The 26,400-nt window shown below is 48.2% G+C and carries 25 protein-coding genes and 1 pseudogene; 19 read left to right on the top strand and 7 right to left on the bottom strand.

What is annotated here, in order from left to right; all coding sequences use genetic code 11:
* Positions 1-209: 209 nt before the first annotated feature.
* From PVOR_RS17920 to PVOR_RS17910, 3 genes are all read left to right on the top strand, one after another.
* The gene (locus PVOR_RS17920) at positions 210-1,664 is read left to right on the top strand and encodes an aldehyde dehydrogenase family protein (protein WP_006210843.1); all 1,455 of its coding nucleotides are present in this window, start codon (positions 210-212) and stop codon (positions 1,662-1,664) included.
* A gap of 18 nt (positions 1,665-1,682) precedes the next feature.
* Positions 1,683-2,558 carry a methyl-accepting chemotaxis protein gene (locus PVOR_RS32840; RefSeq protein ID WP_006210842.1) on the top strand — a complete coding sequence of 292 codons (876 nt, stop codon included), beginning with the start codon at positions 1,683-1,685 and terminating at the stop codon, positions 2,556-2,558.
* A 197-nt stretch (positions 2,559-2,755) separates the two neighbouring features.
* Positions 2,756-3,571, top strand: a complete 816-nt coding sequence (locus PVOR_RS17910) for a ZIP family metal transporter (RefSeq protein ID WP_006210841.1) — start codon at positions 2,756-2,758, stop codon at positions 3,569-3,571.
* A 108-nt stretch (positions 3,572-3,679) separates the two neighbouring features.
* On the opposite strand, the gene PVOR_RS29755 is transcribed toward PVOR_RS17910, so the two are convergent.
* Positions 3,680-3,793, bottom strand: coding sequence for a hypothetical protein (locus tag PVOR_RS29755; RefSeq protein ID WP_006210840.1), 114 nt, complete (start codon positions 3,791-3,793; stop codon positions 3,680-3,682).
* 184 nt (positions 3,794-3,977) lie between these two features.
* On the opposite strand from PVOR_RS29755, the gene PVOR_RS17905 reads away from it, so the two are divergent.
* The gene (locus tag PVOR_RS17905; RefSeq protein WP_006210839.1) at positions 3,978-4,631 is read left to right on the top strand and encodes a M48 family metallopeptidase; all 654 of its coding nucleotides are present in this window, start codon (positions 3,978-3,980) and stop codon (positions 4,629-4,631) included.
* Between the two features lie 313 nt (positions 4,632-4,944).
* Here the strand turns inward: PVOR_RS17905 and PVOR_RS29290 are convergent, their stop codons facing one another.
* On the bottom strand, positions 4,945-5,598 hold the full coding sequence (locus PVOR_RS29290; protein WP_006210838.1) for a GntR family transcriptional regulator: 654 nt from the start codon (positions 5,596-5,598) through the stop codon (positions 4,945-4,947).
* A gap of 225 nt (positions 5,599-5,823) precedes the next feature.
* Between PVOR_RS29290 and PVOR_RS17895 the strand changes: the two genes are divergently transcribed.
* From PVOR_RS17895 to PVOR_RS17875, 5 genes are all read left to right on the top strand, one after another.
* Positions 5,824-6,747, top strand: a complete 924-nt coding sequence (locus PVOR_RS17895; RefSeq protein ID WP_006210837.1) for a phosphate/phosphite/phosphonate ABC transporter substrate-binding protein — start codon at positions 5,824-5,826, stop codon at positions 6,745-6,747.
* 24 nt (positions 6,748-6,771) lie between these two features.
* Positions 6,772-7,398, top strand: a complete 627-nt coding sequence (gene phnC, locus PVOR_RS17890; protein ID WP_006210836.1) for a phosphonate ABC transporter ATP-binding protein — start codon at positions 6,772-6,774, stop codon at positions 7,396-7,398.
* Between the two features lie 143 nt (positions 7,399-7,541).
* The gene (gene phnE / locus PVOR_RS17885) at positions 7,542-8,333 is read left to right on the top strand and encodes a phosphonate ABC transporter, permease protein PhnE (protein WP_006210835.1); all 792 of its coding nucleotides are present in this window, start codon (positions 7,542-7,544) and stop codon (positions 8,331-8,333) included.
* On the top strand, positions 8,330-9,169 hold the full coding sequence (gene phnE / locus PVOR_RS17880) for a phosphonate ABC transporter, permease protein PhnE (RefSeq protein ID WP_006210834.1): 840 nt from the start codon (positions 8,330-8,332) through the stop codon (positions 9,167-9,169). The genes phnE (PVOR_RS17885) and phnE (PVOR_RS17880) overlap by 4 nt, the downstream gene beginning before the upstream one ends.
* Positions 9,170-9,209: 40 nt before the next feature.
* On the top strand, positions 9,210-10,217 hold the full coding sequence (locus tag PVOR_RS17875; RefSeq protein WP_006210833.1) for a tyrosine-protein phosphatase: 1,008 nt from the start codon (positions 9,210-9,212) through the stop codon (positions 10,215-10,217).
* Positions 10,218-10,405: 188 nt separating this feature from the next.
* On the opposite strand, the gene PVOR_RS17870 is transcribed toward PVOR_RS17875, so the two are convergent.
* Positions 10,406-11,755, bottom strand: a complete 1,350-nt coding sequence (locus PVOR_RS17870; RefSeq protein ID WP_006210832.1) for a glycoside hydrolase family 64 protein — start codon at positions 11,753-11,755, stop codon at positions 10,406-10,408.
* Positions 11,756-12,203: 448 nt separating this feature from the next.
* Between PVOR_RS17870 and PVOR_RS17865 the strand changes: the two genes are divergently transcribed.
* The 4 genes from PVOR_RS17865 to PVOR_RS30390 all read left to right on the top strand — a co-directional run bounded on the left by PVOR_RS17865 (position 12,204) and on the right by PVOR_RS30390 (position 15,928).
* Complete coding sequence (locus PVOR_RS17865; protein WP_234973009.1) at positions 12,204-13,499, top strand: alpha/beta hydrolase; 1,296 nt, start codon at positions 12,204-12,206, stop codon at positions 13,497-13,499.
* Entirely contained in the window at positions 13,499-14,830 is a 1,332-nt protein-coding gene (locus PVOR_RS17860; RefSeq protein ID WP_006210830.1) for an alpha/beta hydrolase, read from the top strand. The genes PVOR_RS17865 and PVOR_RS17860 overlap by 1 nt, the downstream gene beginning before the upstream one ends.
* A gap of 158 nt (positions 14,831-14,988) precedes the next feature.
* Positions 14,989-15,459 carry a LacI family DNA-binding transcriptional regulator gene (locus PVOR_RS29285; protein WP_006210829.1) on the top strand — a complete coding sequence of 157 codons (471 nt, stop codon included), beginning with the start codon at positions 14,989-14,991 and terminating at the stop codon, positions 15,457-15,459.
* Entirely contained in the window at positions 15,374-15,928 is a 555-nt protein-coding gene (locus PVOR_RS30390; RefSeq protein ID WP_138917800.1) for a hypothetical protein, read from the top strand. Before PVOR_RS29285 ends, PVOR_RS30390 begins: the two co-directional genes overlap by 86 nt.
* A 134-nt stretch (positions 15,929-16,062) precedes the next feature.
* Here PVOR_RS30390 and PVOR_RS17850 read toward each other — a convergent pair whose 3' ends face one another.
* Entirely contained in the window at positions 16,063-16,899 is an 837-nt protein-coding gene (locus PVOR_RS17850; RefSeq protein ID WP_006210827.1) for an AraC family transcriptional regulator, read from the bottom strand.
* A gap of 196 nt (positions 16,900-17,095) precedes the next feature.
* On the opposite strand from PVOR_RS17850, the gene PVOR_RS17845 reads away from it, so the two are divergent.
* Entirely contained in the window at positions 17,096-18,778 is a 1,683-nt protein-coding gene (locus PVOR_RS17845) for a glycoside hydrolase family 2 protein (protein ID WP_006210826.1), read from the top strand.
* A 316-nt stretch (positions 18,779-19,094) separates the two neighbouring features.
* Here the strand turns inward: PVOR_RS17845 and PVOR_RS17840 are convergent, their stop codons facing one another.
* Entirely contained in the window at positions 19,095-19,553 is a 459-nt protein-coding gene (locus PVOR_RS17840) for an oxidoreductase (RefSeq protein ID WP_006210825.1), read from the bottom strand.
* A gap of 49 nt (positions 19,554-19,602) precedes the next feature.
* Here PVOR_RS17840 and PVOR_RS17835 point away from each other — a divergent pair, with 49 nt between their 5' ends.
* Entirely contained in the window at positions 19,603-20,358 is a 756-nt protein-coding gene (locus PVOR_RS17835; protein WP_006210824.1) for an SDR family NAD(P)-dependent oxidoreductase, read from the top strand.
* Positions 20,359-20,457: 99 nt separating this feature from the next.
* On the opposite strand, the gene PVOR_RS17830 is transcribed toward PVOR_RS17835, so the two are convergent.
* Positions 20,458-21,066 carry a TetR/AcrR family transcriptional regulator gene (locus PVOR_RS17830; protein WP_006210823.1) on the bottom strand — a complete coding sequence of 203 codons (609 nt, stop codon included), beginning with the start codon at positions 21,064-21,066 and terminating at the stop codon, positions 20,458-20,460.
* A gap of 223 nt (positions 21,067-21,289) precedes the next feature.
* On the opposite strand from PVOR_RS17830, the pseudogene PVOR_RS17825 reads away from it, so the two are divergent.
* The 4 genes and pseudogenes from PVOR_RS17825 to PVOR_RS17810 all read left to right on the top strand — a co-directional run bounded on the left by PVOR_RS17825 (position 21,290) and on the right by PVOR_RS17810 (position 25,593).
* Positions 21,290-22,053, top strand: a pseudogene (locus tag PVOR_RS17825) (SDR family oxidoreductase).
* A 200-nt stretch (positions 22,054-22,253) separates the two neighbouring features.
* The gene (locus tag PVOR_RS17820) at positions 22,254-24,257 is read left to right on the top strand and encodes a Na+/H+ antiporter (RefSeq protein ID WP_006210821.1); all 2,004 of its coding nucleotides are present in this window, start codon (positions 22,254-22,256) and stop codon (positions 24,255-24,257) included.
* Positions 24,258-24,383: 126 nt separating this feature from the next.
* A complete protein-coding gene (locus PVOR_RS17815; protein ID WP_006210820.1) occupies positions 24,384-24,842 on the top strand; it encodes an RrF2 family transcriptional regulator in 459 nt (152 codons plus the stop codon).
* Between the two features lie 115 nt (positions 24,843-24,957).
* Positions 24,958-25,593, top strand: coding sequence for a nitroreductase family protein (locus PVOR_RS17810; RefSeq protein ID WP_006210819.1), 636 nt, complete (start codon positions 24,958-24,960; stop codon positions 25,591-25,593).
* Positions 25,594-25,667: 74 nt separating this feature from the next.
* On the opposite strand, the gene PVOR_RS17805 is transcribed toward PVOR_RS17810, so the two are convergent.
* The gene (locus PVOR_RS17805; protein WP_006210818.1) at positions 25,668-26,291 is read right to left on the bottom strand and encodes a TetR/AcrR family transcriptional regulator; all 624 of its coding nucleotides are present in this window, start codon (positions 26,289-26,291) and stop codon (positions 25,668-25,670) included.
* Positions 26,292-26,400: the final 109 nt, after the last annotated feature.

Raw genomic sequence — 26,400 nt, 5'->3', positions numbered from 1 at the left:
ATCCCCGTCTCACAAACAGGGGGCAGTCCCCCATATTGGCGGCTTTTTTGTTTTGTACCATTCACTTGAATGCACGAGAAGAGGTTGAAGATCATTTTGGGGTGCGGAATTTTGGCGATATGAAAAAATTTACCTTAACAAACAATGGATATTTTGTCGATAAATATATGGGGTAGTAACAACAAACTTATCGACATAGGAGGCAGAATATGGACTATTTACAGTTAGGAAAGCAATTCATAGACGGGGAATGGAGAGATGGTAGTAGCAGTATAACGCTGCCTGATATCAATCCTTATAATGATGAGGTAATCACCGCATTTCAAATCGCCAGCGTTGCAGACATTGATGCTGCTTATCAAGCGGCCTGTAAAGCTCAGCTGGAATGGGACAAGGTTAATCCTTACAATAAACGCGATATCCTTGAGAATGCCGTTAAATATATTGAAGTGAATGAGGAAGAGATTACGTCCATTATTGTTCAGGAGCTGGGCGGAACGCGGCTGAAGGCCGCATTTGAAATCGGTCTTGTGAAAAACATCATAAAGGAAGCAGCTACATTCCCTCTTAGAATGGAGGGTAAGATTCTGCCTTCTGTAGAGAACGGCAAGGAGAACCGGCTGTACCGTATGCCCGCTGGCGTAGTTGGGGTGATCAGTCCGTTTAACTTCCCTTTCTTCCTGTCCATGAAATCAGTTGCACCGGCGCTGGGTGCTGGCAATGGAGTGGTACTGAAACCGCACGAGGATTCACCTATTACGGGTGGAACTCTGATTGGCAAGATTTTTGAGGAAGCCGGTGTACCGAAGGGCCTGTTGAACGTAGTGGTGACAGATATCAAGGAGATCGGCGATGCGTTTGTTGAGCATCCGATCCCGAGAATCATTTCCTTCACGGGTTCCACTAAGGTTGGGAGCTATATTGGACAATTGGCTGTCAAGAATTTCAAAAAACCGCTGCTGGAGCTTGGGGGAAATAGCGCGTTCATTATTATGGAGGATGCGGATATCGACTACGCGGTGCAAGCGGCGACATTCAGCAGATTCACGCACCAAGGTCAGATTTGCATGTCGGCCAACCGAATTCTGGTACAGAAGACGATCTATCAGGAATTTATCGATAAATTCGGAGCGAAGGTCTCTACGCTTACAACAGGTGACCCGAGTGATCCTCAGACCATCCTTGGACCCGTCATCAACAACCGTCAGGCAGAGACACTGCAGCAGCTGATTGCACAGGGCATTGAGCAAGGGGCGGTTCCGCTGTTGAAAGGTCAGATTACGGGCAGAATGGTGGAGCCTACCATCCTCATAGACGTCAAACCGGATATGGTGGTAGCGCAAGAGGAGCTGTTTGGCCCGGTTGTGTGTATCATTCCGTTCGAAACAGAAGCAGAAGCTATTGAAATTGCCAACCATTCACGTTTTGGGCTTAGCGGGGCTATTCATACCTCCAATCTGGAGCGTGGGGTAGAGATGGCGAAGAAAATCCACACCGGTATGATCCATGTGAATGATGTCACGATTAACGACGAGCCGATTGTTGCTTTTGGGGGAGAGAAACAGTCCGGGCTGGGCCGCTTGAATGGGGCATGGAGCCTGGATGAATTCACCACGATGAAGTGGATATCGGTTCATTACGGACAAAGGAAATTCCCGTACTAAGGGCTGGGGGGAGATAGGATGGTAAATGTGACTGAAGTTCAAACACAGCATGAGTTGATCCGAGCTTTTGTAAGGATAGCTCCACTGCTGAATAATCTTACGAATGATGATATCACCATTGGCATATATGATACGGAGAAACTGATCATCAACTATCCGGGCAAAACGTTCTCATTGAATGTGAGCCCAGGTGACCCTTTAATGGAAGGGGATATCGTCACCAACGCGATCAGGAATAATACGGCTCTATCCGCGGTCGTTCCGAAAGAGCTGTTTGGTTTCCCGCTTGCTGCACGCGCGATCCCGCTGCATGACGAGCAGGGCCGCGTTATTGGCGGCGTAGGCATGGGGACCAGCCTCGAGAAAGCGAATAAGCTTTTTGAGATGGCCGAAAGCTTCTCTGCTATTGTCGAACAGACAACGGCGTCCATTGAAGATATAAGCCAATCGGTTTCTCACCTCACCGAGCGTGTAACCAACGTAACGACTCAAATGAAGGACGTCAGCTCAAGTGCTCAGCAGATCGGTAAGATTTCCACCGTGGTTAAGGAGATTTCGGAGCAGAGTAACATGCTGGGGCTGAATGCTTCCATCGAAGCAGCAAGAGCAGGTGAAGCGGGAAGAGGTTTCTCCGTCGTTGCCGATGAGATTCGGAAGCTGGCGACCATCTCCAAAGAGAATGTGGATCGGATTAATGGTATTACGAAGAATATTCAGGAACTGCTGCTGGGATTAAATCATGCTTTTTCTGATATTCACACGTTAACTGACAGCCAGTCAGGGGCGATTCGAGAATTCTCAGTAACGATCCAGGAAATTAGCAATAAAGCCGAGGAATTAGCCCAGGTGGCAGAAGAAACTCTTTTCTCAAAAGAAAGCAAGCCCATTGTTTAGTATCGAAGAAGCCGCGATCATCGCGGCTTTTTTTGTTGGAAACCGACGCGGGTGAGATACAGTCACGTTAATATGGTTAATAAGTTCATAGAAGATCATTCAGCCCGATGATAGGACATAAATACATGTAGGGCTCTTATTTAGGGGATACTATTTGTCGATTCATTTTAATATTTTGAAGAAGGAGCTCTTGCACAGTGGTAGACTTCCTAATGAAATTCAATCCGATTACGCAAGCATTCATTGCGACTTTGTTTACATGGGGAATGACTGCATTAGGGGCAGCCCTTGTGTTTATGACAAAAACATTAAACCAGCGACTATTGGACAGCATGTTAGGTTTCGCCGGTGGTGTCATGATTGCCGCTAGTTATTGGTCTTTATTAGCGCCAGCTATAACCATGTCGGAAGGAAATCCCATAGGGAACTGGTTTCCGGCAGCCTTTGGATTCTTATTAGGCGGGGTATTTCTGTGGGGAATTGATAAAATATTACCTCACCTTCATCCCAATTCTTCGATTGCTGGTGCGGAAGGATATCTTCCAAAACGAAGAAAAAGAAGTACATTGCTGGTGCTCGCCATTACGCTTCATAATATTCCGGAAGGCTTGGCAGTAGGGATAGCCTTTGGTGCGCTCGCCAATGGGGGAACCGAGGCTTCCCTGGCTGGTGCTCTGACGCTGGCCCTCGGCATTGGCATACAAAACTTCCCGGAAGGCGTGGCGGTTTCCATGCCTCTAAGAGGAGAAGGGATGTCTCGAAGAAAGAGCTTTTTCTATGGACAGTTTTCGGGTATGGTCGAGCCCATTGCTGCCGTAATCGGTGCAGTGGCTGTCTCATTTATTGAACCTTTATTACCTTACGCATTAAGCTTTGCAGCTGGAGCTATGATCTTTGTAGTAGCCGAAGAGGTTATACCCAGTTCGCAAGAAAAAGGCAATAAGGATCTAGCGTCAATGAGTTTAATGTTCGGCTTCACATTGATGATGATTCTTGATGTTGCATTAGGATAAATGACTGGAACATGTATGTATTGAGAATTCAATTTTCTTAGAGAAGAAGGCCATGAAGGATGATTCCTGCATGGCCTTTTACTGAGCTAGGCTGATGATTGGTTCTTATTAGATAAAAGCACTTGTGATGATAACCAGCAAGATGAACAATACCAAGATTGCTCCTACACCGTTACCATATCCACCATATCCACCATATCCACCTTCTACTACTTCTCCCATGGCTCATTCCCTCCTCCTTGTAAAGCATATGATATTCTATGATGATCTGATGGAAAGGACAGGGTGTTCCGGCAATGAAGTTTTGAAGTGGGTAGAATCAGAGCTAGAGAGCGATAATGAAGCAGCTTAATTCAGCTTCATTCTGTTACAATAGATATACTATCTTATAGAAATGATGTTGATCATGAAAATTGAACTGGGACACCAACAAATCGAAATTCATGTGGAATACGGTCCACGGAAAAAACTCTCGATCCATATCCATCCCTCAGGGCTGGTTACGGTGAAGGCACCGAATTATACAAGTGATGATGTGGTGATACATACCGTAAGGCAGCATGAGAACAAGATATTGAAGCAATTGCAAGCCATCGAAGCAGCACGTACCTCACCGAAGGTCAGTGAATACGAAGAGGAAGGCAAGTTCCTTCATCTCGGTCAATATTGTTCGCTTCATGAGTTAATCGAGACGAAGGGGCGTACGGAAGAAGAGCTTCAGAACGATTTGAAGAAGTTCTATTTCGCAAGCTGCAAGAAGGTAGTCGGTGAACGCATCAAAATCTATCAGAAGCTGCTGAAAGTCACGCCTAAATCCTTCATCATCGAGGAGTCCCGAACAAAATGGGGCAGCTGCAGCTCGGCTAAACATCTCACCTTCAACTATCGTCTTGCGATGGCGCCCATCGAGGTCATTGACTACGTGGTCATTCATGAGCTTTGTCATCTCTTGCATATGAACCACGATCGATCCTTTTGGCGGCTTGTCGGAAGTGTAATGAAGGATTACAAGGAAAAGGAAGCATTCCTCGCCAGGTATGGTCACGCCATGACATTGTAACGCTTCAAGAAGCTCCGTGGAGATGCTTGTGGACAAAACACCTCTACTCGGGGTGAATCTGTCACCCTGTATGATCTATCCGTCTACATCAATGCCATACGAAGTGGATGGGATTACACGCTTGTGAACAATATAATGGGCATAATAAACGCCGATTTTCTTAAGGATGAATTGAATTTAGATAAGCAGCTGAACAAAAATCAAGATAGAACTTCATGTGGACGATAACTCAAGTTATCACAAGAAGAGAACGCCTGAATCAGGCGTTCTCTTTATATTCTTTTCAAGCCTGTTTTTGTTCCAGGACGGTCTTTTAAAACCGCCCTGTAGCCAGCATACGTTCTCTGGATATGCGGCTGAGAGAGAGGACGACCGCCTGCGCTGCTCCATAATCATGGCTTGATAGAGCTTGAAGTGTATCCCGGTTGATTCCGATCGCGCTGTAATGCTTGATATGTGGAGTTTGCTTGAAGCGGACGATCGCATACATGCATAATTTATCCCGAAATGAGTCAAACGTGCTCAGCATCACGCCGTTGCCCAAGGATTCTACAATTTCTCGCATTAATAGGAAATGATGCTTGGTGTATAACGGATAATCATCCATCTGCTCGGCGATTCGCTGTGCCTCAACATGAGCTGCAAGCGACTCCAGGTTTAGGCGAATCTCCCGCTTCGGGTCTTTCATGATTTCGAAACAATAGAAGAGCATGGACTGAATTTGTTCAATTAAATCGAGAAACTCCTTGCTGCTCACTTCCTTGACCAACACGCCGCGATTTTTGAGAGAGGTAACATAGCCTTCCGACTCCAGTCGGGCAATCGCATGGCGGACCGGTGTACGGCTCATTTGATACTCCTCGGCTAATTCATTCTCCGATAGCAGGGTGCCCGGCATGAGTTCTCCGAGAACCATCCGCTCACGCAGCAGCAGGTATGCTGTGTCGACAAGCGATATTTTGTTCATATAAGTAGTTCCTTTCTGCCCACGACCAGTGTTTCTTGAGATGGTCTCTTTCGACACTCCACGTTATTTTAACATTTTACCCTATATTAACAGTCTTCTAAGAAGGTGCGCAACCAATTCGGAAATTTAACAAACCTGTTCATCTGCGAAGATATCCTTCTTACATTCAACTTGTATCCTACTTGTGTACCACAGAATATGAGATCTATTTCAGGAGGATATAGGATGCTAAAAAACAAAAGACACACAGGTCGCCAAAGTTTGATTCTAACGCTTGTCATGATGATGGTTATTCTCTCCGGCTGCGGAACTGCCGCAAGTTCCGAATCCAGGAGCGAAGGAATTCCGGAAGTCATCCGCGTGGGCATGATGCCAAGTGAAGAGGGGGAGATGAATCGTTCCCAGGAGCAGCTGGCCAAAGACATTACAGATGCAACAGGCATTCCTGCCGAAATATTTGTAGCTGAGGATTACAATATGGTTATTGAAGCGCTTCGTGCAGGTAAAATCGAGATTGGACTCATTGGTCCGTTTGGCTACATCATCGCAACGGAGCGGGCGAACGCCAAGCTGCTTGTCCGTTCTGAAAGTGGACAATCATCCAACACCGTCATTCTCGTTCGTGAAGACTCCCCTTATCAAAGTGTAAAAGATTTGAAAGGCAAAGATTTTCTATTCGTCGATCCGGCATCGACTTCAGGTAACTTGTATCCCCGTGCCACGCTGATGAATGAACTCGGCCTGGCAAACAATGAGCTGGAATCCTTTTTCGGCAGCGTCGCCTTCTCGGGCGGACATGACAAATCGCTCCTTGCCCTGGCAAATAACAATGCCGACGCAATCGGAACGTCCAGTTTGATGCTGCCGATGCTGGCAGAATCGGGTCTTGTTAAAGAAGAAGATTTCCGCGTGATCGCCGAGTCCGAGCCCATCGTTGGCGGTGCTCCGCTGCTGTATCGGCAAGATCTGCCTGAAGAGCTGGTAACCAAGCTTCGAGAGCTTATGCTGGATTATCACACTAAAAATCCTGAGTTTATGGAAAGCGTAGGCGCTTCTTCATTTGTAGAGGGGAGCGACAGTGATTTTGATCCGATTCGTAAAGTCGCTAAAGCGCTTGAAATGTCCCCTGAGGAATTGCTGAGCAAATAGAGATAAACAAGGGAGGATTTAAACATGACACTATTGCAAGTGGAAGGCCTGTCTAAAATATATCCGGATGGAACCAAAGCACTTGACAACCTGAATTTAGAGATTCGTCCGGGAGAGTTCGTTGTTGTTATCGGACCCAGTGGTGCCGGCAAGAGCACATTGCTGCGCAGCTTGAACCGTATGATCGAGCCGACAAACGGGAAGATACGTTTTAAAGGCGAGGAGACAATGGGGATTAAGGGGAAAAAGCTGCGCGAAATGCGCCGCCATATGGGCATGATTTTTCAGGGATATAATCTTGTCACCCGCGTATCGGTAATCAAAAATGTGCTTCATGGCCGCCTCGGTTATATGAGTCCGTTCAAGGGCGCGCTTGGCCTCTACTCCAAATCGGATACGGAAGCTGCCAAGAGCATGCTGCAGCGTGTCGGGTTATATGAGCAAATGTACAAACGCGCCGATGAGCTTAGTGGAGGCCAGCAGCAACGAGTAGGGATTGCGCGAGCCTTATCCCAGAAGCCGGACTTGATATTGGCGGATGAACCGATTGCGAGCCTGGATCCGGCTTCCTCCGAGACGATCATGCATTATCTGTACACGATCTGCAAAGGAGGAGGGCATCGCCTGCCTGTGCAATCTTCATCAGGTTGAAATCGCCAAGAAGTATGCCACCCGCATCATTGGCATCCACAAAGGTTCCAAAGTGTTTGACGGGTCCCCTGAGGAGCTCACAGACGATATGATCCAGCTCATCTACAACCAGAGCCATGCTAAAGTGAAGGAGACCGCCTGACATGAATGCGGCACAAATGCAATCCGCTCGTAAAATGAAACGGACCCAGACGATACTGTTCCTCATCGTGCTGCTGGCTCTTGTTATCTGGTCTTCAATCGGCGCCGAATTTTCGCTTCCCGCGCTGTTTGCAGGGGTGGGGGAAAGCTTTCGCTTTATCTTTCTCGATTTTCTGCCGCCGGATTTCTCTTCACTGCCGAAGCTCCTCGAGCCTGCGATGCAGACCATATACATGAGCGTCGTGGCGATGGTTATCGGTTCGATTGTAGCCGGACTCCTGTCCTTCTTAGCGGCAGCCACGACAAGTCCGCATCCTTATCTGCAGGTGTTTGTCCGAGCGGCTACGTCGTTGTTCCGGAACATTCCGGTTGTCATCTGGACTATCCTGCTGGTCGCAGCTTTCGGGCTTGGCACTATCGTTGGCACGATGTCGCTCATATTGATCTCGATAGGCATGCTGACCCGATCCTTTGCGGAGGTGCTTGAGGAGATCGATATGGGTCAGGTAGAAGCGGTTCGCGCGGCTGGAGGTAGTTATTTTCAAGTATTGTCTCAAGCGGTCATCCCGCAATTCATGCCTGGATTTATCGGCTGGAGCCTGTACAATTTCGAAATTAATGTGCGCGCTTCGACGATTGTCGGGATGGTTGGCGGGGGAGGCCTCGGTTTTATTCTGCAATCCAATCTGAAATTGTTTCAGTACCAGAAAGCCAGCATGGCTGTACTTCTCGTGCTTGTCATTGTTCTTGTAGTTGAAACGATCACCAATCGTGTAAGGGAGCGGATCATATGAGGGCGCAATGGAATGAGCCAAAACCATCCCTGACGGTGCTTACGTCTATGGCGGAGCCCAAAAAACCCAAAAAGAACCGCCTTCTTGTGGTGGGAATGCCTCTTGTTGCCTTGCTGTTTGTGTTCAGCTTAATTCAGCTGCAATTCGACTATTCCCGGATCGCCGCAGGTTTCATGAAGCTCATGGGCATTGTCCAAGTCATGTTTCCTCCCGACTTTACGGCGTGGCGGCATGTGCTTCTGGCAGCGATGGAATCGTTGCAGGTCGCCATTCTGGGAACCGTGCTGGGTATCCTGATTGCTTTTTTTCTCTCCTTTTTGGCAGCAAGCAATCTGACGCCCCATCCGTTCATTGCGTGGATCATCCAAAGTGCCGCTTCGCTGCTGCGTGCGATACCGACTGTCGTGTGGGCGCTTATTTTTATCGTGTCTGTCGGGCTTGGATCGCTTACAGGCGTGCTGGCCATTACCGTGTCTGCGGCAGGCATGCTCATTAAAGTATTCGCGCAATCGCTGGAAGAGGTCGACAAAGGCGTGCTGGAAGCGATGCAGGCCACCGGCGCCAGCTGGCTTGCCATCGTCATGCAGGGTATTTTGCCAACGGTAAAGACGGCCTTTATTGCCTGGTGCGTACTGCGGTTCGAGGGGGACCTTGGAGAATCTACGATTCTTGGCGCAGTCGGTGCAGGCGGTATCGGATATGAGCTGACCCATGCGATGAAATCGTATAATTTTGCCGGGGCTTTGTTTGTCGGTCTCGTTATCTTTATCATGGTATTCAGCGTAGAGCTTGTGGCGAATCGATATAAAATGAATCTGAAAGTTCGTAAACACTAACCACTTGTTAAATAAAAATAGAAAATGAGGAGTTCTGATCATGTCTATATCAATATCAAACAACCTAGTAAAGCAGGGCCCCTTAGTTCAAGCCAAATACAGCGTTGGCAACCGGATTACGATGTCCTGGAATACGGCTGCACATGTTGAGGTCGAGGGCATCTACCTTTCAAATCAACTGGAATTTGACGAGTCCCAAAGCGCGCGGCTTGAAGCTCATATTGATCTGGAGGCTGCTTCTGTAACAAGAACACTGTCCCTGGGTCGCAATTACTATCACGTAAAGTTCAACGATGGCTCTGTCTCAACAATATATGACCGTATGATCAATACAGACGGAGTGATCAATTTCCGTGATATGGGCGGATACCTTACAGAGGATGGACGAACCACTCGCTGGGGAGCACTGCTTCGCTCCGCCGATCTGCATGAACTGAGTGAGCAGGATCTGCATATAGCAGGTACACTCGACATTGACTGGATATGCGACTTGCGCAGCGATTTCGAGGTAGCGAAACGTCCGAGCCCCGCAATGGGCAAGGCAATCAATACGAATATCCCCTTTATGGCGGAAGCTAATCCGGAGGATATGCAGAAGATCGGACTTGACCTGAACGCAGGTTACAAAGCCATGATGATGAATACGGAGAAGTGTTCGCTCATTCTTCATGAGCTGTTACAGGAAGGTCGGCACACGTCTTTGTTCCACTGTGCTGCCGGCAAGGACCGTACAGGGGTGGTATGCGCGCTTATTCTTCTCACGCTGGGTGTGCCGCGCGATGTGGTCATCGAGGATTATGAATTGACCAATCTGGCGGTGGATGAACTCATGAAGCGTTTCCTGGCAGACAGCAAGGATTACATGGACCATATGCCTGAGTTAATGGGAAAGACAGGAGAGATCCCGGAAATGATGAAAGCTAACTTTATACAGGCTTCGCTCGAAGCAATTGATGAGAATTACGGATCCTTTGATCGGTATCTTCATGAAGGGCTTGGCGTTACTGAGGAAGAAAGAACGGTACTTAAAAACAAGTACTTGGTATAGATGGACGTCTTACTCGTAGAATAATGATCAGCTCAACCGTACCTATACGTTCACGAACATTCCATCCTCATAGTCTGCGGATTGTTAAACTATACGGTTGGTTTGTCTTGAATGTTCAAACACCCTCTTTAAACAAGAGGGTGTCTGGATTTTTATTCATACATGTTGGCTATAAAGCGGCAAGCTGGTTACCAGCCAACGCGAATAATGAGTCCTTTTGGATCACCCACCTCTAAATAAGCGGCTTGACCGTTGACATCATCATAGGCAAAACCGTATGCCAAACGGTCGATGCTATGATCATGCCAGAATTTCGCATAAAAATTCGCTGGTGCAGCTTTATAATAGTTGGATACCGTATTCCAGTTGCTCGTTGTGTATACATGACGGTTAATGGCTGCGCAAGTGGCAGCATCTGTAAGCGCACCATCACATCTTAGAATGTCCTGTGTGCTGTAGCTTGAGTATCCGCTAAAATAATTGGCATTGGCTCCGCCTGGAGCAAAGGAGCCATGAATCGGTGCTACAATCCGGTACGGAGCCTGTATCGTTGCAAGTGATTTGAAAGCGGCAGGCACCTCATTCTGATATTTGGTGAATATCCCGGCACGGGTTTCCGATTCAAGCTCGCCAACGGTCTTATCGTAGGAGCCCGATTGGTTTACGAGACGATGTTGAATGGGGAAACCAAAACCATCAACACGGGTCGTATTTCCATGATACCCTGCGTTGTCAATCGTAAATTCGACAAAATCGAAGTAAATGTTCCGGTTCGGATCGGTGGGATTGTTGATATCAGGTCCGGCAAATCCATCGTTGTAAGTCTTAATATAGAGCGGTGTGCCTACGCTTAGAAACATTCGGCCGGATGTAATTTTGGGCAGATTCACCCACGATGCGTCACTCACGGTATGATAGATATTGGCATAATTGATCCCATTTTTAGTCAGATGTCCGGGCGCATCATTCAGAGCCGTAGAAATCGGCACCAAATTTCCGCTTAAATCCAGATAACTCCACTTATTGTTGGCAGGGTTTATGCCGAGAACGCCCCAGTATACTTGGTTGTCGGCGTATGCGCCTCCTGTGCCGTTTAATATTTTCATGGATATGGAGCCGCCTGGTGCAACGGGAATGGTGGACGGATTGATGTCGTAGATGGAACCGGAAGAATTGGATGGTGGAGGAGTATTGCCAGCAGTAAATGTGAATGTGCCGGTATCGTAAGCGGGAGTTCCATTGTTGTAAGTGAAGAAATAAGTAATAACGGAGCCACTGTTTATGCCTGAGATGGCCTGCTCATATCGGGATTTGCCGCTATTATTGGCCATTCGATAATTTTGCTGGGGGCCGCCATTAATTTGATAATGAACATCCACCCAGCTCGTATTCACGGTTGATTTGAACCAGACCGTCGCCACAGCCCCGGATAGTTCAACCCCTTGGGTGTAGTCAGCAGCCTCTGCTCTGGAATTAAACAAGGAAAAGGATGTAACCAGCATGAATAAGACTAGCAGGGAAGACAAGCATTTTCTCATCATTGTTCCTCCTAAGTATGAAATTAGATTACAAGATGCATCCTGCTGGGCAGGGGGGCTCAGCGACCCATTTTACACACATCACCCTCTTCATCAAAAATAATATATATAAACCAATAAATGCGCTTACAATCAGTATTATAATGACATCTCCGAAGCAATTACAGGAGCGAGATTTCGGATGAGGGATTCAAAATTCGGGTCAAATAGGATTGACAGTTCAAGAGAAAAGCAATTATACTCTGGATAAACTTAATCGTTTAAGTTGATCTTGATCCGCCATCATAAACGTTATTTTAGTAAGGATTTACACATCATCAATGAGACAAGAAAAAGGACTATATATCACTTTCACTTAATCGATTAAGTTGCAAATATTGAAATGAAAGGTGGAAAAGAACGAATGGAATCCCGGATTCTTAGCTTATCTGGTCTTAATGCAAGTCGATTGAACAACGAAAGAGATGCCTGGATCTATTTGCCTCCAAGCTACGATGACTTGCAAAGCCTAAGGTACCCCGTGCTTTACATGCATGTTGGACAGCATGTATTTCAATCCCGCAAGCGATCGGGAGAAACCTGGGGGCTTCGGGAGACGCTGGACGGTTTGATTCGAAACGGTGAGATCCAGGAGATTATAGTGGTTGCGGTTGAACATAAGCAAAACGAGGGAGCGAGTGAGTATTTCCACGATCAATGTGTGTATCCGATTCAAATGCTGGGTGAGCAATATGAATTTTTCCTGATTTACGAGTTGAAGCCGATCATCGATCGAATGTTTCGGACGCTGTCGGACGCTTCCCATACAGCACTGATGGGTTCCTCAGCCGCAGGACTTGCGACTTACAACATAGGTATGCGGAATCCTGATGTATTCGGTTTGCTCGGGATGCTGTCCCCGTTCTTTGTCCATCTGGATGAAGAGACGTTTGTCGAACAGAAGCAGTATCGGCCGCATAAGCCAAATCCCGGTCAAAAGCTATGGCTCGACATCGGTGGAGCCGAAGGTTTCTTCATGCCGATTCACGTTCGTTCGGTGGCGGAAGAACTGTTAAGCAGCGGTTGCGTACAAGGGGAGACGTTGTATTTCTACGAGGAACCTGACGCCGCGCATGCTGAGACCGATTGGGGAAGACGTGCGCAGCTTCCGCTGCGATTCTTTTTTGGCAGGGAGGGCGTCTCCCAAAGAGTTGACTTGTTCGGACCTGATACGGTCGGAATGGAGGGGGCTTCCGCAACGCTAAACGCAGTCGTAACGCTGGACAACGGGTTGATGTACACCGACTTAGAAGGGGGCTGTACCGTCGATCATCCCGCAATTCTGGAGGTGACGCCTGAAGGAAGGCTGCATCCTAGGAAGCCGGGAGAAACGATCGTTCGATATCAGAACCGCAATTTACAGGCAAGCATGAAAATCGCGGTCGTAGAGAAACTCTCGGCTACCGTCACGGTGGAAGTAGAGGTGAGTGTACCGGACACGACACCTGAGGATGCATCCATTCATGCGGTATTTAAGCTATCGAAGGTCCGAAAGGGTCTCTACAGGGGTACTGCCCGCCTTCCGAGGGGAGTCTGTTTCCGATTTAAGGTTTCACGGGGGTATGAGAAGGAAGAAGCGGATGATCAGAACCGCCCGGTACCGTACCGAAGATTAAACGCTGACAGAGATCAGAAAGTTTCGTATATAGTGGACAATTGGATTGATTTGCCTGCAGGAGAACATACGAAAGGGGAGCAATCGTAATGAGTTGTGCCAGAATCATTACGTTTCAATCGTTCTATTCAACGGTCATGAATAACGTCCGCGACATTCACATTTATTTGCCGCCAAGTTACGACCGCGATACACAGACGCGGTACCCGGTTCTATATGTCCATGACGGGCAGAATGTATTTCATTCTGGCTTTAATGGTCAGTCCTGGCGTCTGGACCATGTGTGCAACCGGCTGATTTCGGAAGGCCGGATGGAGGAGATTATCATTGTTGCTATAGGCAATGCGGGCTTGCTCCGAAACGAGGAATACGCGCATGGAGGCCCATTTGCAGAGCGGTTGCCATATCCATGCCGTGGAGAAGCATACGAACGCTTTTTAATCAGAGAGCTGAAGCCATTCGTAGACCGATCCTTCCGAACGAAACGTGAAAGCCGTGATACGGGACTGATGGGTTCCTCCAGAGGAGGGCTGGTCACGTATCATCTTGGTTTCAATCGACCCGACGTTTTCGGCAAGGTGGCTATGTTGTCGCCCTATTTCTATCAATATCATGAGAGTTCTTTAAGCCATGAACCCATATTCAATCAATATGAGGAGAAAGGACCTCTTAAGCTCTGGATCGATACCGGGGGCATGGAGGGGATGACAGTGCTGGCAGACCACGTCCGGGAGATGGCCGCACGCCTCTTGCGTCTAGGCTATCGTTATGGAGAGGAGCTGGCTTTCGGGTATTTTCCGGAAGCAGTACATAACGAAGAGGCTTGGGCGGATCGGGTTCATGGACCGCTGCTATTCTTGTTCGGTCATCTGGGGGAACCAGAAGGAGTGGAACTCACAGGCAGCCGGGTGGCGGGGATGGAGGGTAAGCCGACCTATGTGCACCCGTTGCTCCGGTACGCAGGAGGCCTGACCATCGTGGACGGAGAAGCCGAACTCGTAATGGATCCAGAAGACAGTGCGCATATCGATGAGCATGGTTTGATCGTACCACGGTCAATAGGTGATTGCTGTGTGCGGTATGAGAAGGGCCGACTCGGCAGCGCCCTCCATCCGTTGACCGTGCTGCCTCATCTGCGGGAGAAGGCGAACGTTGCGATCCGAGTGCGCGTGCCGACGGATACGCCAGAAGACGCCAGAATTCATGCGGGGATTCCGCTGGTGAAGAAGGGGGTTGGCATTTATGAAGCCGAGGCCGAGCTTCCGTTAAATGCAGGATTCTCTTTTCATATCACCGAGGAATCAGGCCTTATGGAAGCGGATCATGAGGGAAAAGTTTCTGTACAACGACACTTCGTTGTGAACGGTGATTTAAAATTACAATACGAGGTAATCCAATGGACGCGGGGACAGGCATTCTAATCCTAAGGTGGCACCGCTTGATTGATGTTTACATGAGCATAAACCTTGTCCGCTTCGTTCGTTGACGTACGAATGAGCATTCTTTATGATTAACCTAGCAAACACGGCTTCTGATGCGAAAGCCGCCGATTGAGATTGAGTAAAGGATGCTGAAACACATGAAAAAAGTAACTATGAAGGTGATTGCCGAGGAAGCGGGCGTATCGGTGGCGACCGTTTCCTATATTCTGAACAACGTGAATAATCAATCGATCTCTTCCGAAACACGGGAAAGAGTAATGAAAGCTGCCCAAAGGCTCAATTATAAACGAAACTTAACAGCACTGGCGCTGAAAAGCGGCAAGTCGGAGCTGATCGGCGTTCTGTTACCCGATCAGACGGGTGAACCTTACTGGGCACGTTATCGGTATTCACAGGCATTGTATCATCTAGGGAAGCATTTGAACGACGCTGGATACCAGCTGGTCGTTTCCTATATCGACCCGGAATTCTCCAAACTTCCGATTCTGTTGGAGAGGGAGCTGGACGGGGTCTTCATTCTGAATGCTTCTTCCTCCATTTTTCACTCGGATCTCCAAGCATTACGGTGTCGGGAATTCCCATCATCGGGTACTCGATACATCGCTTGATGACCCTCTCTTCCATACGGTTGTCCCGGATTTTGAGGCGGGCATCGAGGATGCTGCAAGGCGACTTGGAGCCGAGCCGCAATTTCTTCTGATCGACCATTATGTCGATCAAGGCATGACGGAGCAGATTAGGGAAATGGCCGGCATGGACGAGAAGCGGATGCATGTTTATTCCAGCGCTTCGGAGCTTGAAAAGTTTCTCGCTCAATACTCAGGTCTACCGGGCGTTGTCATCAATGAATTCTTGTGCGAACAGGCACTCCGTTTTGACACCGCAGGCAGGCTCGCCGCTTTGTGTACAAGCGGTTGCCCAGAACTAATCTCCGGGAGGGCGGAGACTGTTGTTTTTGATGCTGACGCTTACCGGGAAGCGGCCGAAGTTATGATTCAGTACATTGCCCGCCCACAGGATCATTATCCGAACAACCATATTTTACAGAAGATCGTTCATGGGGAGACGCTAGCATAACAAGTGTAAAAAACGGCAGTCGGTTAACATCGGCTGCCGTTTTTTCGTGCTTGATGCTGCAGCTGCACACCATCAACTTTTTAGATATTGCTCTTATAAACGAGTGTGGTGCTAGGGTAGAGAGCGGTTCATTGTCAACATTTGCCCAACACCTGCGCAACACCGTTTCGAAATTCCGTTGGTGCGACTCCTTTCCACTTACGAAAGGCTTTGCTGAAATGAAATTCGTCGCTGTAGCCGCAGGCGTGAGCGATTACGCGCAACGTATGATTTGTATAGGTCAGGTAGCGTTCGGCGTGCTGCATCCGGATGGCGGTCAAATAGTCTTTGGGCGGGAGGTGGATGTGCTTCAGGAATAGTTTTCGCAGATACGACACCGAAATGGCGTGCTCCCGAGCCATCTGCTCGATATGAAGAGGCTCCGCGAAATGATTCTCGATCTCCTTCTTAATGCGAGCGTATCGTTCAAAAGCCTGCTCTTCTTGCACAGGAGCCTGTTCCTGCTGATGCAGCTTTGCGATCAATCGGAGAAGAATGGCGCTGCTCTCCAGCTCACTGTCGGGATTAGTCGGTACCCACGTATGCGTAACGTCCCTGAAAGTAGAATCCAGTTTTAGAGCAATATCCCCATTGAATTTCTTGACGAACGGCAAATCCAGTCGAGGAACAGCTGCCGGCATCTGCCATTGACCCGTGGAAAAATGCACAGCGCAGCATTCAAACAACACCATGCTCATGAGCAGGGGGGATTCGGTAGAGCTTGCCATGCGCATACGCAGCCCAGGCTCCATGTAAAACAGCATACCCGGTTCGACTTGATACGTTTGATCCGTATGAAAAACACCGCTGCCTTCGTGAATCCAATAAAAACTGTGCAGCGTGGTGTTGTTTCGTATGTCCGACCAGTTGGAGGAGGTCATCTTTTGGAAACACCAATTAATTCGCACAACCAAGTCCTGCATCTGATACATAGCAACTCACCTTCTGAAGTCGAATTTTTTGGTAAAGTGATTAGAACGTGGTTCTTTCTTAAGTTTATCCTAACCACGGGTTGAATTCCAATTTTCAAAAGAGCGATTTTGACATGTAAATGCCCTTCTTGGCTATGGTGTTCGGGAAGGGGTTCTTTTATGTTTATTAAAAAGGACGATTAAAAGGAGGCCTACTATGATTCGACTATTCAGCACGCACCAGATTCGTAAGAGCACGGAACTTGAGGGACTTTGGGATTTCACGCCTGCTGCTTATATGGGGGAAAAGGTAGGAGCGTATCGATATCGATTACCGGTACCGGGCTGTTGGGAGATGCATCCCGAGTTTGGTAACTACCGGGGGATTGGCGTCTATAGGCAGAAGGTAACCCTTCATCAACGAAGTAATCTCCGCTTGGAATTCAAAGGCGTTAGCCATACGGCTCATGTATATTTCGATGGCGTAATGAAAGCCTGTCATTATAACGCATATACTGCTTTTGAGTGTGTCATCCCTCAGGTAGAAGCTGGTACTCATGATTTGGTGGTCTACGTTGATAATTCATTTCATGAGGATTCCGCTCTCCATGTACCCAATGATTATTACACCTATGGAGGGATTATACGGCCGGTTGCCGTAGAAGAAATAAGCGATTTATACATTCAAAATGTCATGTTTACACCCGTCAGGCAGGGTCTTGGTTGGCATGGTTCATGGAAAGTGGTCGTCCGAAACATGGGTCAGGCAGAGAGAATGGTATCGATCCGAGGAATACTTGCAGGAATAGACGCGGAGCTGGGCAGGTCCCTGGTGAAGTCGGGAGAAACTGTGGAGATTTCTTCGTGGGTGGCATATCCGGATGTGAAGGAATGGTCATTGGAAAATCCCAACCTCTATGCACTGACAGCCATCCTTACGACAGAGGAAGGCTACGATTGCGATGATTGGCTGGATCGCGTAGGTTTCCGGACGATTACGACGGATAACGGAAAAATCCAGTTGAACGGCAAGGATGTCGTTCTTCAAGGAGTCAATCGGCATGAGGATCATCCCATGGCCGGATCAGCGCTTCCTCTTCATCTGATGGTGAGAGACTTGGAACTTATCACGGATCTGGGATGTAACGCCGTTCGGACGAGCCATTATCCCTACGATGAGCGTTTTCTCGATTTATGTGATGAACGCGGTATTGCGGTGTGGGAAGAGAATCATGCCAGAGGCTTGAGTCTAGAGCAAATGCTGAATCCGAATTTTGGCTGGCAGAGCGAGCAGGTGACACGTGAAATGGTGCAGCAGCATTATAACCATCCGTCCATTCTTATATGGGCCATTCTTAATGAATGTGCAAGTCATACCGAAGAGGGGAGAGCCCATTATGAGAAACAGCTGACGATCATCGGCGAGCTTGATCCAAGCAGGCCCCGTTCCTTCGCTTCCCATCACAGGGATCAAGAGAAGTGTTTTGACTTGGCGGAGATTGTGTCTTTCAATCTTTACCCCGGTTGGTATACCGATGAGGATCCGGGAGAACTGGCGGATCAGGCAAGGCTTTGGGCAGATGCGTTAGGCGGAAAGGGGAAACCCATGATCATGAGCGAGTTCGGGGGGGACGGGTTTTACGGATTCCGCAGTCCGAATCGGGAGAAGGGCTCGGAGGAGAGGCAGGCCGATATTATCGACAGCAATTTAAGGGCTTACCTGGAACGGGATTATATATCCGGCATTTTCATATGGCAATTCAGCGATTGTCGTGTGACGGAAGGCCTTGGCTGGCTGCTGGCCCGTTCATGTACACGTAACAGTAAAGGCATTGTGGATGAATATCGACGTCCCAAGCTGGCCTATGAAACCGTTAAGCGATATTTTCGGGGACGATGATGTTAGGTGAAGCGGCACATTAAAGCGCAACTTCTACCGATGCTATAGGAAAACAGCCTGTGATGGATACGCCAGGGAAAATGTTCAGCACGAGGGGTTTTGAAGGCGTCTGATTATATTGCGTGATGGCCGGGCTGATAGTCGAACATGCGTTGGATGCGGATTTCTATATAAGATTATGGCTGTCCCCCAAGATTGCTTCTGATTTTGGGGGACAGCCAGTTGCAGGAGTATACCAAAGCGCACCTCTTGCAGTGAGGAATCCCTCTCGTGCAGGCGTCGCAAGTCCCTCACTAATTCCCTATCGGTAAAACATTTAAGCCAGCGCCAACAACTTTTCCCCGTAATTTGCATCTTCCAGCAGCGGTCGGCCAATGGCTATTAAATCCGCCATTTGATCTGCTAGAATGAAATTGGCGAGCGCTTGGGTGCGGATATTGCCCACTGCAATGACGGGGATTTGTACATATTGTTTGATCATGGCAGCATAAGGGGTTTGGTAGCCTTCCGGTGTGGCTAGCGGAGCAGCGGGGACTAGGCCGCCAGAGGATACATGCACCGCATCAAGCTCAGCTTCCAGGTAGGTCAAGGCTAGCGCAACCTCGGCAGGGGTCAAACCGCCATCGGAAAAATCGGAGGCGGATACCCGCAACTGCACCGGGTAGTCGATTCCCACTTCGGCACGGATGGCTCCCAGCACTTCTTGGATGAACCGAAGTCCTCGCCAATAGAGAAACAGGAATAAGATTTCATCCGGGGGATAAGAATAGTTCACGATAGAACTAAGATAGAACTACTTATGAACCTTGTGGAGGATATGAAGCATGAGCAGATTAGCTGGAAAAGTAGCCGTCATTACGGGCGGAGCGGGTGGGATCGGCAAGATTACAGCCGAGAAATTCCTGAAAGAGGGAGCCAAGGTTGTCATTGTAGACCTCATGCAGGATGCCCTCGATAAGGCGAAGAGTGAGCTTGATGGTCATGGCGAGGTTATCGCCATTAAAGCGGATGTTACGAACGCTTCCGAGGTCGAGAGTTATGTGAAGAGGGCCATCGAGCACTTTGGCCGGATTGATGTATTCTTCAACAATGCGGGCATTGAAGGGAAAGTGGCTCCGCTTGTCGATCAGAAAGTAGAGGATTTCGATCAAGTCCTCAGCGTCAATGTTCGCGGCGTGTTTCTGGGGTTGAAATATGTGCTTCCACACCTGATCCAACAAGGCAGCGGCAGTGTAATCAATACTTCATCGGTTGCAGGACTTGACGGCAGCCCTGGCGTAGCTCCCTATATCGCTTCCAAGCATGCCGTCGTCGGTTTGACCAAAACGGCGGCGATTGAGGTAGCGGGATCGAACGTACGGGTAAACTCGATTCATCCATCCCCGGTGAATACCAGAATGATGCGTTCACTCGAAAGCGGCATGAAAGTGGATGAGCACACGCTTGCCAAAACCATTCCGCTCGGGCGTTACGGAGAAACCAGCGATATCGCAAATCTGGTTCTGTTCCTGGCATCTGACGAAAGCACCTTTATTACAGGTGCTCAATATCGGATTGATGGCGGTATGGGAGCTCTTTAACTGGTTTGCAGGATCTAGCACGTTAAAAAACCATCCAATCGTTCGTTAAATCCCTGAACGGTAGATGGTTTTTTTCAGTGGCAGCCCTGCTCCAATATTTCACGGTTTGTCTGTGCGTTTGATTTGGGTTTTTACGCTTCTCGGACGCCAGTTGATCATAAGAATCAGCTGATCTCTCATGTGAGTGACCGGATATTGGAAGCCGCTCTCAATCCAGTGAGACACAAGGCCAATCAAGGCATGCATGTTGTAGATAACCAGAAGCTCATGGTTGAGCTCACCGCTGGGATAATCCAGATCCTCCATGGCGATATGCTTTAATGCCGAGAACATTTTATCCCGCACAAGCGGTAAAACATCGCTTTTGAACAGGGCGGTATACACATCTGCATATAGATGGATATGGTCGAATATTTTCACTGCGTTGGCGGGCAGCTCATCGATATGAAACACATCGACTTCACCGTAAGGAGCCCTGTAGGAAGCGACCAGTTCTTTCATTAGCGGGGTGAGAATATCATCCAGCAGAGCTTCTTTGTTGTCATAGTGGGTGTAGAAGGTTCCACGATTATAATTGGCCAGCTCAACAATCTCCGTGATAGAAATACTGGAGAAGCTTTTCTGGGACAGCAGGGATAGCAGCGCTTGTTTCAATGCTTCTTTACTGCGGATGATCCGCCGATCCGTCATGTTTTTCGAGGTTTGCATAGATTCGACTCCTTTCGGTTAAATATAAAACGAATTTAAATATATAAAAAATAAACAATTCCATTCTTTTTGTTCATTATCGCACAGTTTCGCTTTTTTTAATGATTGTGAGTTATATCATACTATAGTTATACTAGAATTGACATATGTCGTACATTGAACAGTTGTTGAATGATGTTCGTCATTTCCATCGATTTCACAACCACTAATGGAGGTATGAAACATGAGATTATCTGGTAAAGTTGCAAGTTGTTACAGGTGCTGCTTACCGGTATGGGAAAAGCAATAGCTCGAACTGTTTGTCTGTCCGAAGGGGCAAAGGTTGTTGTGTCTGACCTCCGTCTGGAAACGGCACAAGTTGTTGTTGACGGCATTGTAGCCAAGGGAGGCACAGCTCTTGCTCAGGCAGCAAATGTTGCCAAGGAGGAAGAGGTACAGCAATTGGTTGACGCTACCGTGAATGAATATGGAACACTGGATATCTTGATCAACAATGCGGGAATTATGGACAACTTTGTTCCGGCCGCGGATGTGACCGATGAATTGTGGGACCGCGTATTTGCCATCAATACAACCGGACCGATGAGAACCATCCGAAAATCGTTGCCGATTTTCCTGGAGAAGAATAGCGGTGTTATCGTGAACATCGCATCGGCTGGCGGACTTATGGGTTCCAGAGCCGGTGCAGCCTATACAGCCGCTAAACATGCTGTTGTCGGCTTGACCAAGAATGTTGGATTCCAGTACGCCACGAAGGGCATTCGCTGTAACGCGGTTGCTCCAGGCGGGGTTAGCACGAATATCAACACAACCATCAACGATCCGAATCCGTTCGGCATGGAAAGAGCAATGGCCGGTATGAACTTGAATCCCCGGGCAGGCGAACCGGAAGAGATTGCAAAAGTTGTATTGTTCCTCGCATCGGATGAAGCCAGCTTTGTAAATGGTACTGTCGTGACCGCCGACGCAGGCTGGACAGCCTATTAATAAATTATTGTTCCCCACGGGCTTTCTAAAGGATAACTCCTTTAGGGAGCCCTGTTTATTTTTTATCTAATGCGACGGATGTAACTAAACTTATCATCGGATAAATAAACCGCTATTCTTCTACGCAACCTATTGATGAGTTCATGGCTGTACATGATGAAGATACATAGAGGATCCAAATAGAGAGGAGCAGGCGGACTATGGAAATATTTCTGATGGTGCTAACATTTCTGGTCCTGGTCGGCATTTCCAACATCATTCATCGTTTTCTGCCATTCATCCCCGTTCCGCTGATCCAGATTGCACTGGGTATCGTTGCCGCCTATATCCGCGGATTTCATCATGTTCCGTTAAATCCGGAATTGTTCATGGTGCTGTTTATCGCACCGCTCTTGTTCAACGATGGTAAGCTTACACCGCGTGACGAGTTATGGAAGCTGCGATCCTATATCCTGCTGCTTGCTCTTGGGCTTGTGTTTGCTACCGTCCTGATTGCGGGGCCTTTCATTCACTGGCTTATTCCTGCCATACCGTTATCGGCAGCCTTTGCGCTGGCCGCGATACTTTCTCCTACCGACGCGGTTGCGGTGGGCTCCTTATCGGGAAGAGTCAAGCTGCCTGGGAAAATCATGCATTTGCTTGAAGGCGAAGCGCTTGTGAATGATGCATCCGGACTTGTTGCGTTCAATTTTGCCATCGCAGCTACGGTAACGGGGTACTTCTCCTTAACCAATGCGATCGGAAGCTTCTTTGTCATTGCGGTTGGAGGAATCGTGGTTGGCGCTCTGTTAGGATTTCTTGTGATATGGTTCAGAATGCTGCTGCGTCGTCTTGGTATGGAGGACGTTACGCTGCATATGCTGATTATCATCCTGACACCCTTCATCATTTACCTGATCGCAGAGGAATTCCATGTATCCGGAATCCTGGCTGTTGTTGCAGCGGGTGTCACCCATGCGGTGGAGAGGGATCGCATGCGATCGGCTTCCATTAAGCTCCGCGTCGTATCGGACAGCACCTGGTCCGTCATTCTCTATACGCTAAACGGGTTGGTGTTTATCCTGCTGGGGCATGAAATTCCGGGAGTTATTAATCAGATATGGAGTGACCCGGCCTATAACAACGGACAAGTGGTCGGCTACATTGTACTGATAACGGCGGTGCTGATCCTGCTGCGTTTCGGTTGGGTGTGGGCTTCAACGAACCGGCAGTTTAAAACTTCTCTGTTGACAGCCCTGTCGGGAGTTCGAGGTGCCTTAACATTGGCGGCGGCTTTCTCCATTCCCTTGACACTTGCGGATCACAGCCCTTTTCCAGAGCGGAGTTTAATGCTGTTTATCTGTGCGGGTGTCATTCTGTTAACTTTGATTATCGCCAGTGTTCTGCTGCCGCTGCTTACCCGTGAGAAGAATACCGAGACGGTTTCAACAAAAGATCATGAGCGTGAAGCGCGGATGCATATGCTGCAAGCGGGTCTTCGGGCTGTGCGGGAAGAAATGACGGATGAGAACAAAGAGCAGGCCCTTCAGCTCATCTACGTATATACCAAGCGTCTTCAGCAATCTCAAATTTCGGATAAGGCCGACATGCGGGAGTTTTGGGAAGCTGCGATTGCGATTCGGCAGAAGGCGTTGGAAGCAGAACGTAACGTTGCGGAGGTTTGGCTTAAGGAAAAAAGAGTATCCCCTGACATAGCGGAGCTATTCCAATCTTCGCTCAACAGGGTAGAAATGCTGCTTAGCAGCCGTTATAAGTTTAAACTTCTGTTGAAAGCATCATGGCGGCATCTGAGAGGTCTGCTGCAAAAACCGGAGCATAAAGAGACCCCCATGTCTCCCGGTCATCCGGATTGGGAGATATATAAAGATCTGAAGCTGGAGGCGATCCGCACAGCGATACATGAGATCGAAGCCATGCAGCCTATAGAGAACCTGGAAATTGCCCATGCCGTTATCGCAGATTATCGCGCGATGGAGCATCACATCGAGAACGATCGAATATGGAGCCGAATGGAACCCGAGCTGAGCAGCGAGCGCAGAGAGCTTGAGCTTAAAGCAATTCAAGCGGAGCGTAACGAGATTCAGCGAATGTTTGAACAGGGAGAGGTGGATCGTGCGCTGGCAAACCATCTGAGGATGGATGTAAATTATCGCGAGGCGAACTTATTCGAGTCTCAAGAACTGGTTGAGAACGAGGGTCATTAAGGGAGAGCCCTCGTTCTGCTTGATGGAGTGACAGGTTTACGTTACAATAATGAGAAGCATGGGGTCAGCATCTTTTGCTGCCCACTTGCCATCAGGAACAGTTAATTCTTAACGAGGGGGAGGAACATGAGCATCCATAAAGAAGCGGCCACCAAGAAACCTGCAACGGCCTGCCCGTCCACCTTCAAAACATTCAGTCTCGCAGTACAAGCATTGGTAGCTCTCGAACGTCACTCCGGCAAATGCTCAAGCGGTGATATTGCTTCGTATTTGCACTTGGAATCCACCTTGATTCGTCGTATTCTGAAAACACTCGCCCATGCTGATATGATTGAGTCGCGTGAAGGCAGGGACGGCGGTTACCGCCTGAAGAAGAATGCCAGCGATATCACACTGGCTGAAGTATATTCGATACTCCAGGTTCATAACTCCATAAGCGACGGCATGCTGGATGCCACGACCGGGCATTGCTTTGCAGCGGAAATCAGGGAGTCCTTTGCCGGAATTTTATCCGAGATTGAGGAAAGCACGCTGAAAATATTGGAATCCCGTACTATTGCCGACATGGTAGAACAGACGATATAAAATGTGTTGACAACGAATTTATGTCTGCTATATACTGTGCATTAAACAACACAGTTAACTCGCGATATAAACTGTGCAGAAAAATGCACAATATAAAATGTGGAGGGAATAAACCATGTCTACTGTAACCAAACCTGATTTCCAAACTGTAATTCAGGAACGTCATTCTGTTCGTCAATACGATCCGTCGGTGAAAATTCCGAGAGAAGAGATGGAAGCGATTCTGAAGGATGCTACATTGGCACCTTCTTCAAGCAACCTGCAGCCTTGGCGCTTTCTGGTGATTGATGATGCTGAGCTGTTGAAGAAGCTGCACCCGATTGCCAACAATCAGGAGCATGTACTTCAAGCGTCCGCAGTCATTGCTGTTTTGGGAGACTTGAAATGGTATGAGAAGGGCGAGAAAATCTATTCAATGTCTGAAGAAGCAGGTTATATGACCGAAGAGGTGAAGCAGCGCTTTATCTATGCAGCGGAGAATATCTACGCCGGTATGGATAATGACGTGAAAGAAAGCATTATCGACGTGGATGCGGGACTGATTTCCATGCAGCTAATGCTGAGTGCACGCTCCAGAGGGTATGACACCGTGCCGATGGGCGGATATAACAAAGTCAAATTTGTGGAAGAGTTCCATATTCCTTCCCACTACCGCAGTGTGATGTTGATTGCAATCGGAAAAGCAGCCGCTCCGGGACGGCCGACGGTAAGACTGCCGCTCGAAGACGTTGCTTTCTGGAATGAAATATAAATCGTTATACAAAAAAGAAGGGGATCATCATGATGATCTCCTTCTTTTTTGTGTATGGCCTGAAAAGTGAAGAATCAATGGGAAAGTTTCACGGCTCCATGCATGAACAAATCCACAATCTCAATAGCCATCTCACGGGGGCCAGCATAACCGCTGCGGGTATCTTCGCGATTACCGAGCATCAGCATAGCTGAGAAAGCCTGCGCCATCAGCATTGTGTTGCCTTTCCGAAGTTCACCGGCGAGCATCGCTTGATTGAAGCGCTCAGAGAGAACCTCATGAATACGCTGTTCTGCTTCACGGATTGCAGCCATTTGCTCCTTGGATAAGAAGGGCTCTGCTTCCCGCATCATGGTCTCCATCTCAGCGTGGGGCTTTGCAATCTTCGCTTCAGCCACCCGGATTAATCCGGATTCCAGGGTATCCGCTTCATCCAGGAACCTGCGTGTTGAAGCATATGCTTTATTAAGGATCGTGGTTACCGCTATTTTAAACAGCTCAGGTTTACTTGTGAAATGATAATAGATGGAAGCCTTGGTCACTTGGCAAGCTTTCGCGATTTGTTGCAAGGATACGGACTCGTACCCGTTCTCCATAAATAGCTTAGAGGCAGTCCAAAGAATAGTATCCTGGACTGGCGCCTGATCGGCAGCAGCTTTGGGACGTCCGGGATTTCGGGGGTTACGTATTTTTGTCATGATGACCTCCTGTCTATAGTGTAAGACATGAGGAGTGCTTTTTCAAAATAAATATTGATAATTAACCTTCCGGTATATATAATTAATTTTGCGCTGTTATGTTCCCAGA

Source organism: Paenibacillus vortex V453 (assembly GCF_000193415.1).
Classification (GTDB): domain Bacteria; phylum Bacillota; class Bacilli; order Paenibacillales; family Paenibacillaceae; genus Paenibacillus_AQ; species Paenibacillus_AQ glucanolyticus.
This window is presented reverse-complemented; position numbering and strand designations above follow the sequence as displayed.

Excerpts from the sequence above, each read along its gene's own strand:
- phnC (WP_006210836.1), top strand. The coding sequence starts at position 6,772 with ATGACACTATTGCAAGTGGAAGGCCTGTCTAAAATATATCCGGATGGA.
- PVOR_RS17815 (WP_006210820.1), top strand. The coding sequence starts at position 24,384 with ATGAGCATCCATAAAGAAGCGGCCACCAAGAAACCTGCAACGGCCTGC.
- PVOR_RS29285 (WP_006210829.1), top strand. The coding sequence starts at position 14,989 with ATGAAAAAAGTAACTATGAAGGTGATTGCCGAGGAAGCGGGCGTATCG.
- PVOR_RS17895 (WP_006210837.1), top strand. The coding sequence starts at position 5,824 with ATGCTAAAAAACAAAAGACACACAGGTCGCCAAAGTTTGATTCTAACG.
- PVOR_RS17820 (WP_006210821.1), top strand. The coding sequence starts at position 22,254 with ATGGAAATATTTCTGATGGTGCTAACATTTCTGGTCCTGGTCGGCATT.
- PVOR_RS17870 (WP_006210832.1), bottom strand. The coding sequence starts at position 11,755 with ATGAGAAAATGCTTGTCTTCCCTGCTAGTCTTATTCATGCTGGTTACA.
- PVOR_RS29755 (WP_006210840.1), bottom strand. The coding sequence starts at position 3,793 with ATGGGAGAAGTAGTAGAAGGTGGATATGGTGGATATGGTGGATATGGT.
- PVOR_RS17920 (WP_006210843.1), top strand. The coding sequence starts at position 210 with ATGGACTATTTACAGTTAGGAAAGCAATTCATAGACGGGGAATGGAGA.
- PVOR_RS17830 (WP_006210823.1), bottom strand. The coding sequence starts at position 21,066 with ATGCAAACCTCGAAAAACATGACGGATCGGCGGATCATCCGCAGTAAA.
- PVOR_RS17805 (WP_006210818.1), bottom strand. The coding sequence starts at position 26,291 with ATGACAAAAATACGTAACCCCCGAAATCCCGGACGTCCCAAAGCTGCT.
- PVOR_RS29290 (WP_006210838.1), bottom strand. The coding sequence starts at position 5,598 with ATGAACAAAATATCGCTTGTCGACACAGCATACCTGCTGCTGCGTGAG.
- PVOR_RS17850 (WP_006210827.1), bottom strand. The coding sequence starts at position 16,899 with ATGTATCAGATGCAGGACTTGGTTGTGCGAATTAATTGGTGTTTCCAA.
- PVOR_RS30390 (WP_138917800.1), top strand. The coding sequence starts at position 15,374 with ATGCTTCTTCCTCCATTTTTCACTCGGATCTCCAAGCATTACGGTGTC.
- phnE (WP_006210835.1), top strand. The coding sequence starts at position 7,542 with ATGAATGCGGCACAAATGCAATCCGCTCGTAAAATGAAACGGACCCAG.
- PVOR_RS17835 (WP_006210824.1), top strand. The coding sequence starts at position 19,603 with ATGAGCAGATTAGCTGGAAAAGTAGCCGTCATTACGGGCGGAGCGGGT.
- PVOR_RS32840 (WP_006210842.1), top strand. The coding sequence starts at position 1,683 with ATGGTAAATGTGACTGAAGTTCAAACACAGCATGAGTTGATCCGAGCT.
- phnE (WP_006210834.1), top strand. The coding sequence starts at position 8,330 with ATGAGGGCGCAATGGAATGAGCCAAAACCATCCCTGACGGTGCTTACG.
- PVOR_RS17905 (WP_006210839.1), top strand. The coding sequence starts at position 3,978 with ATGAAAATTGAACTGGGACACCAACAAATCGAAATTCATGTGGAATAC.
- PVOR_RS17860 (WP_006210830.1), top strand. The coding sequence starts at position 13,499 with ATGAGTTGTGCCAGAATCATTACGTTTCAATCGTTCTATTCAACGGTC.
- PVOR_RS17845 (WP_006210826.1), top strand. The coding sequence starts at position 17,096 with ATGATTCGACTATTCAGCACGCACCAGATTCGTAAGAGCACGGAACTT.
- PVOR_RS17875 (WP_006210833.1), top strand. The coding sequence starts at position 9,210 with ATGTCTATATCAATATCAAACAACCTAGTAAAGCAGGGCCCCTTAGTT.
- PVOR_RS17810 (WP_006210819.1), top strand. The coding sequence starts at position 24,958 with ATGTCTACTGTAACCAAACCTGATTTCCAAACTGTAATTCAGGAACGT.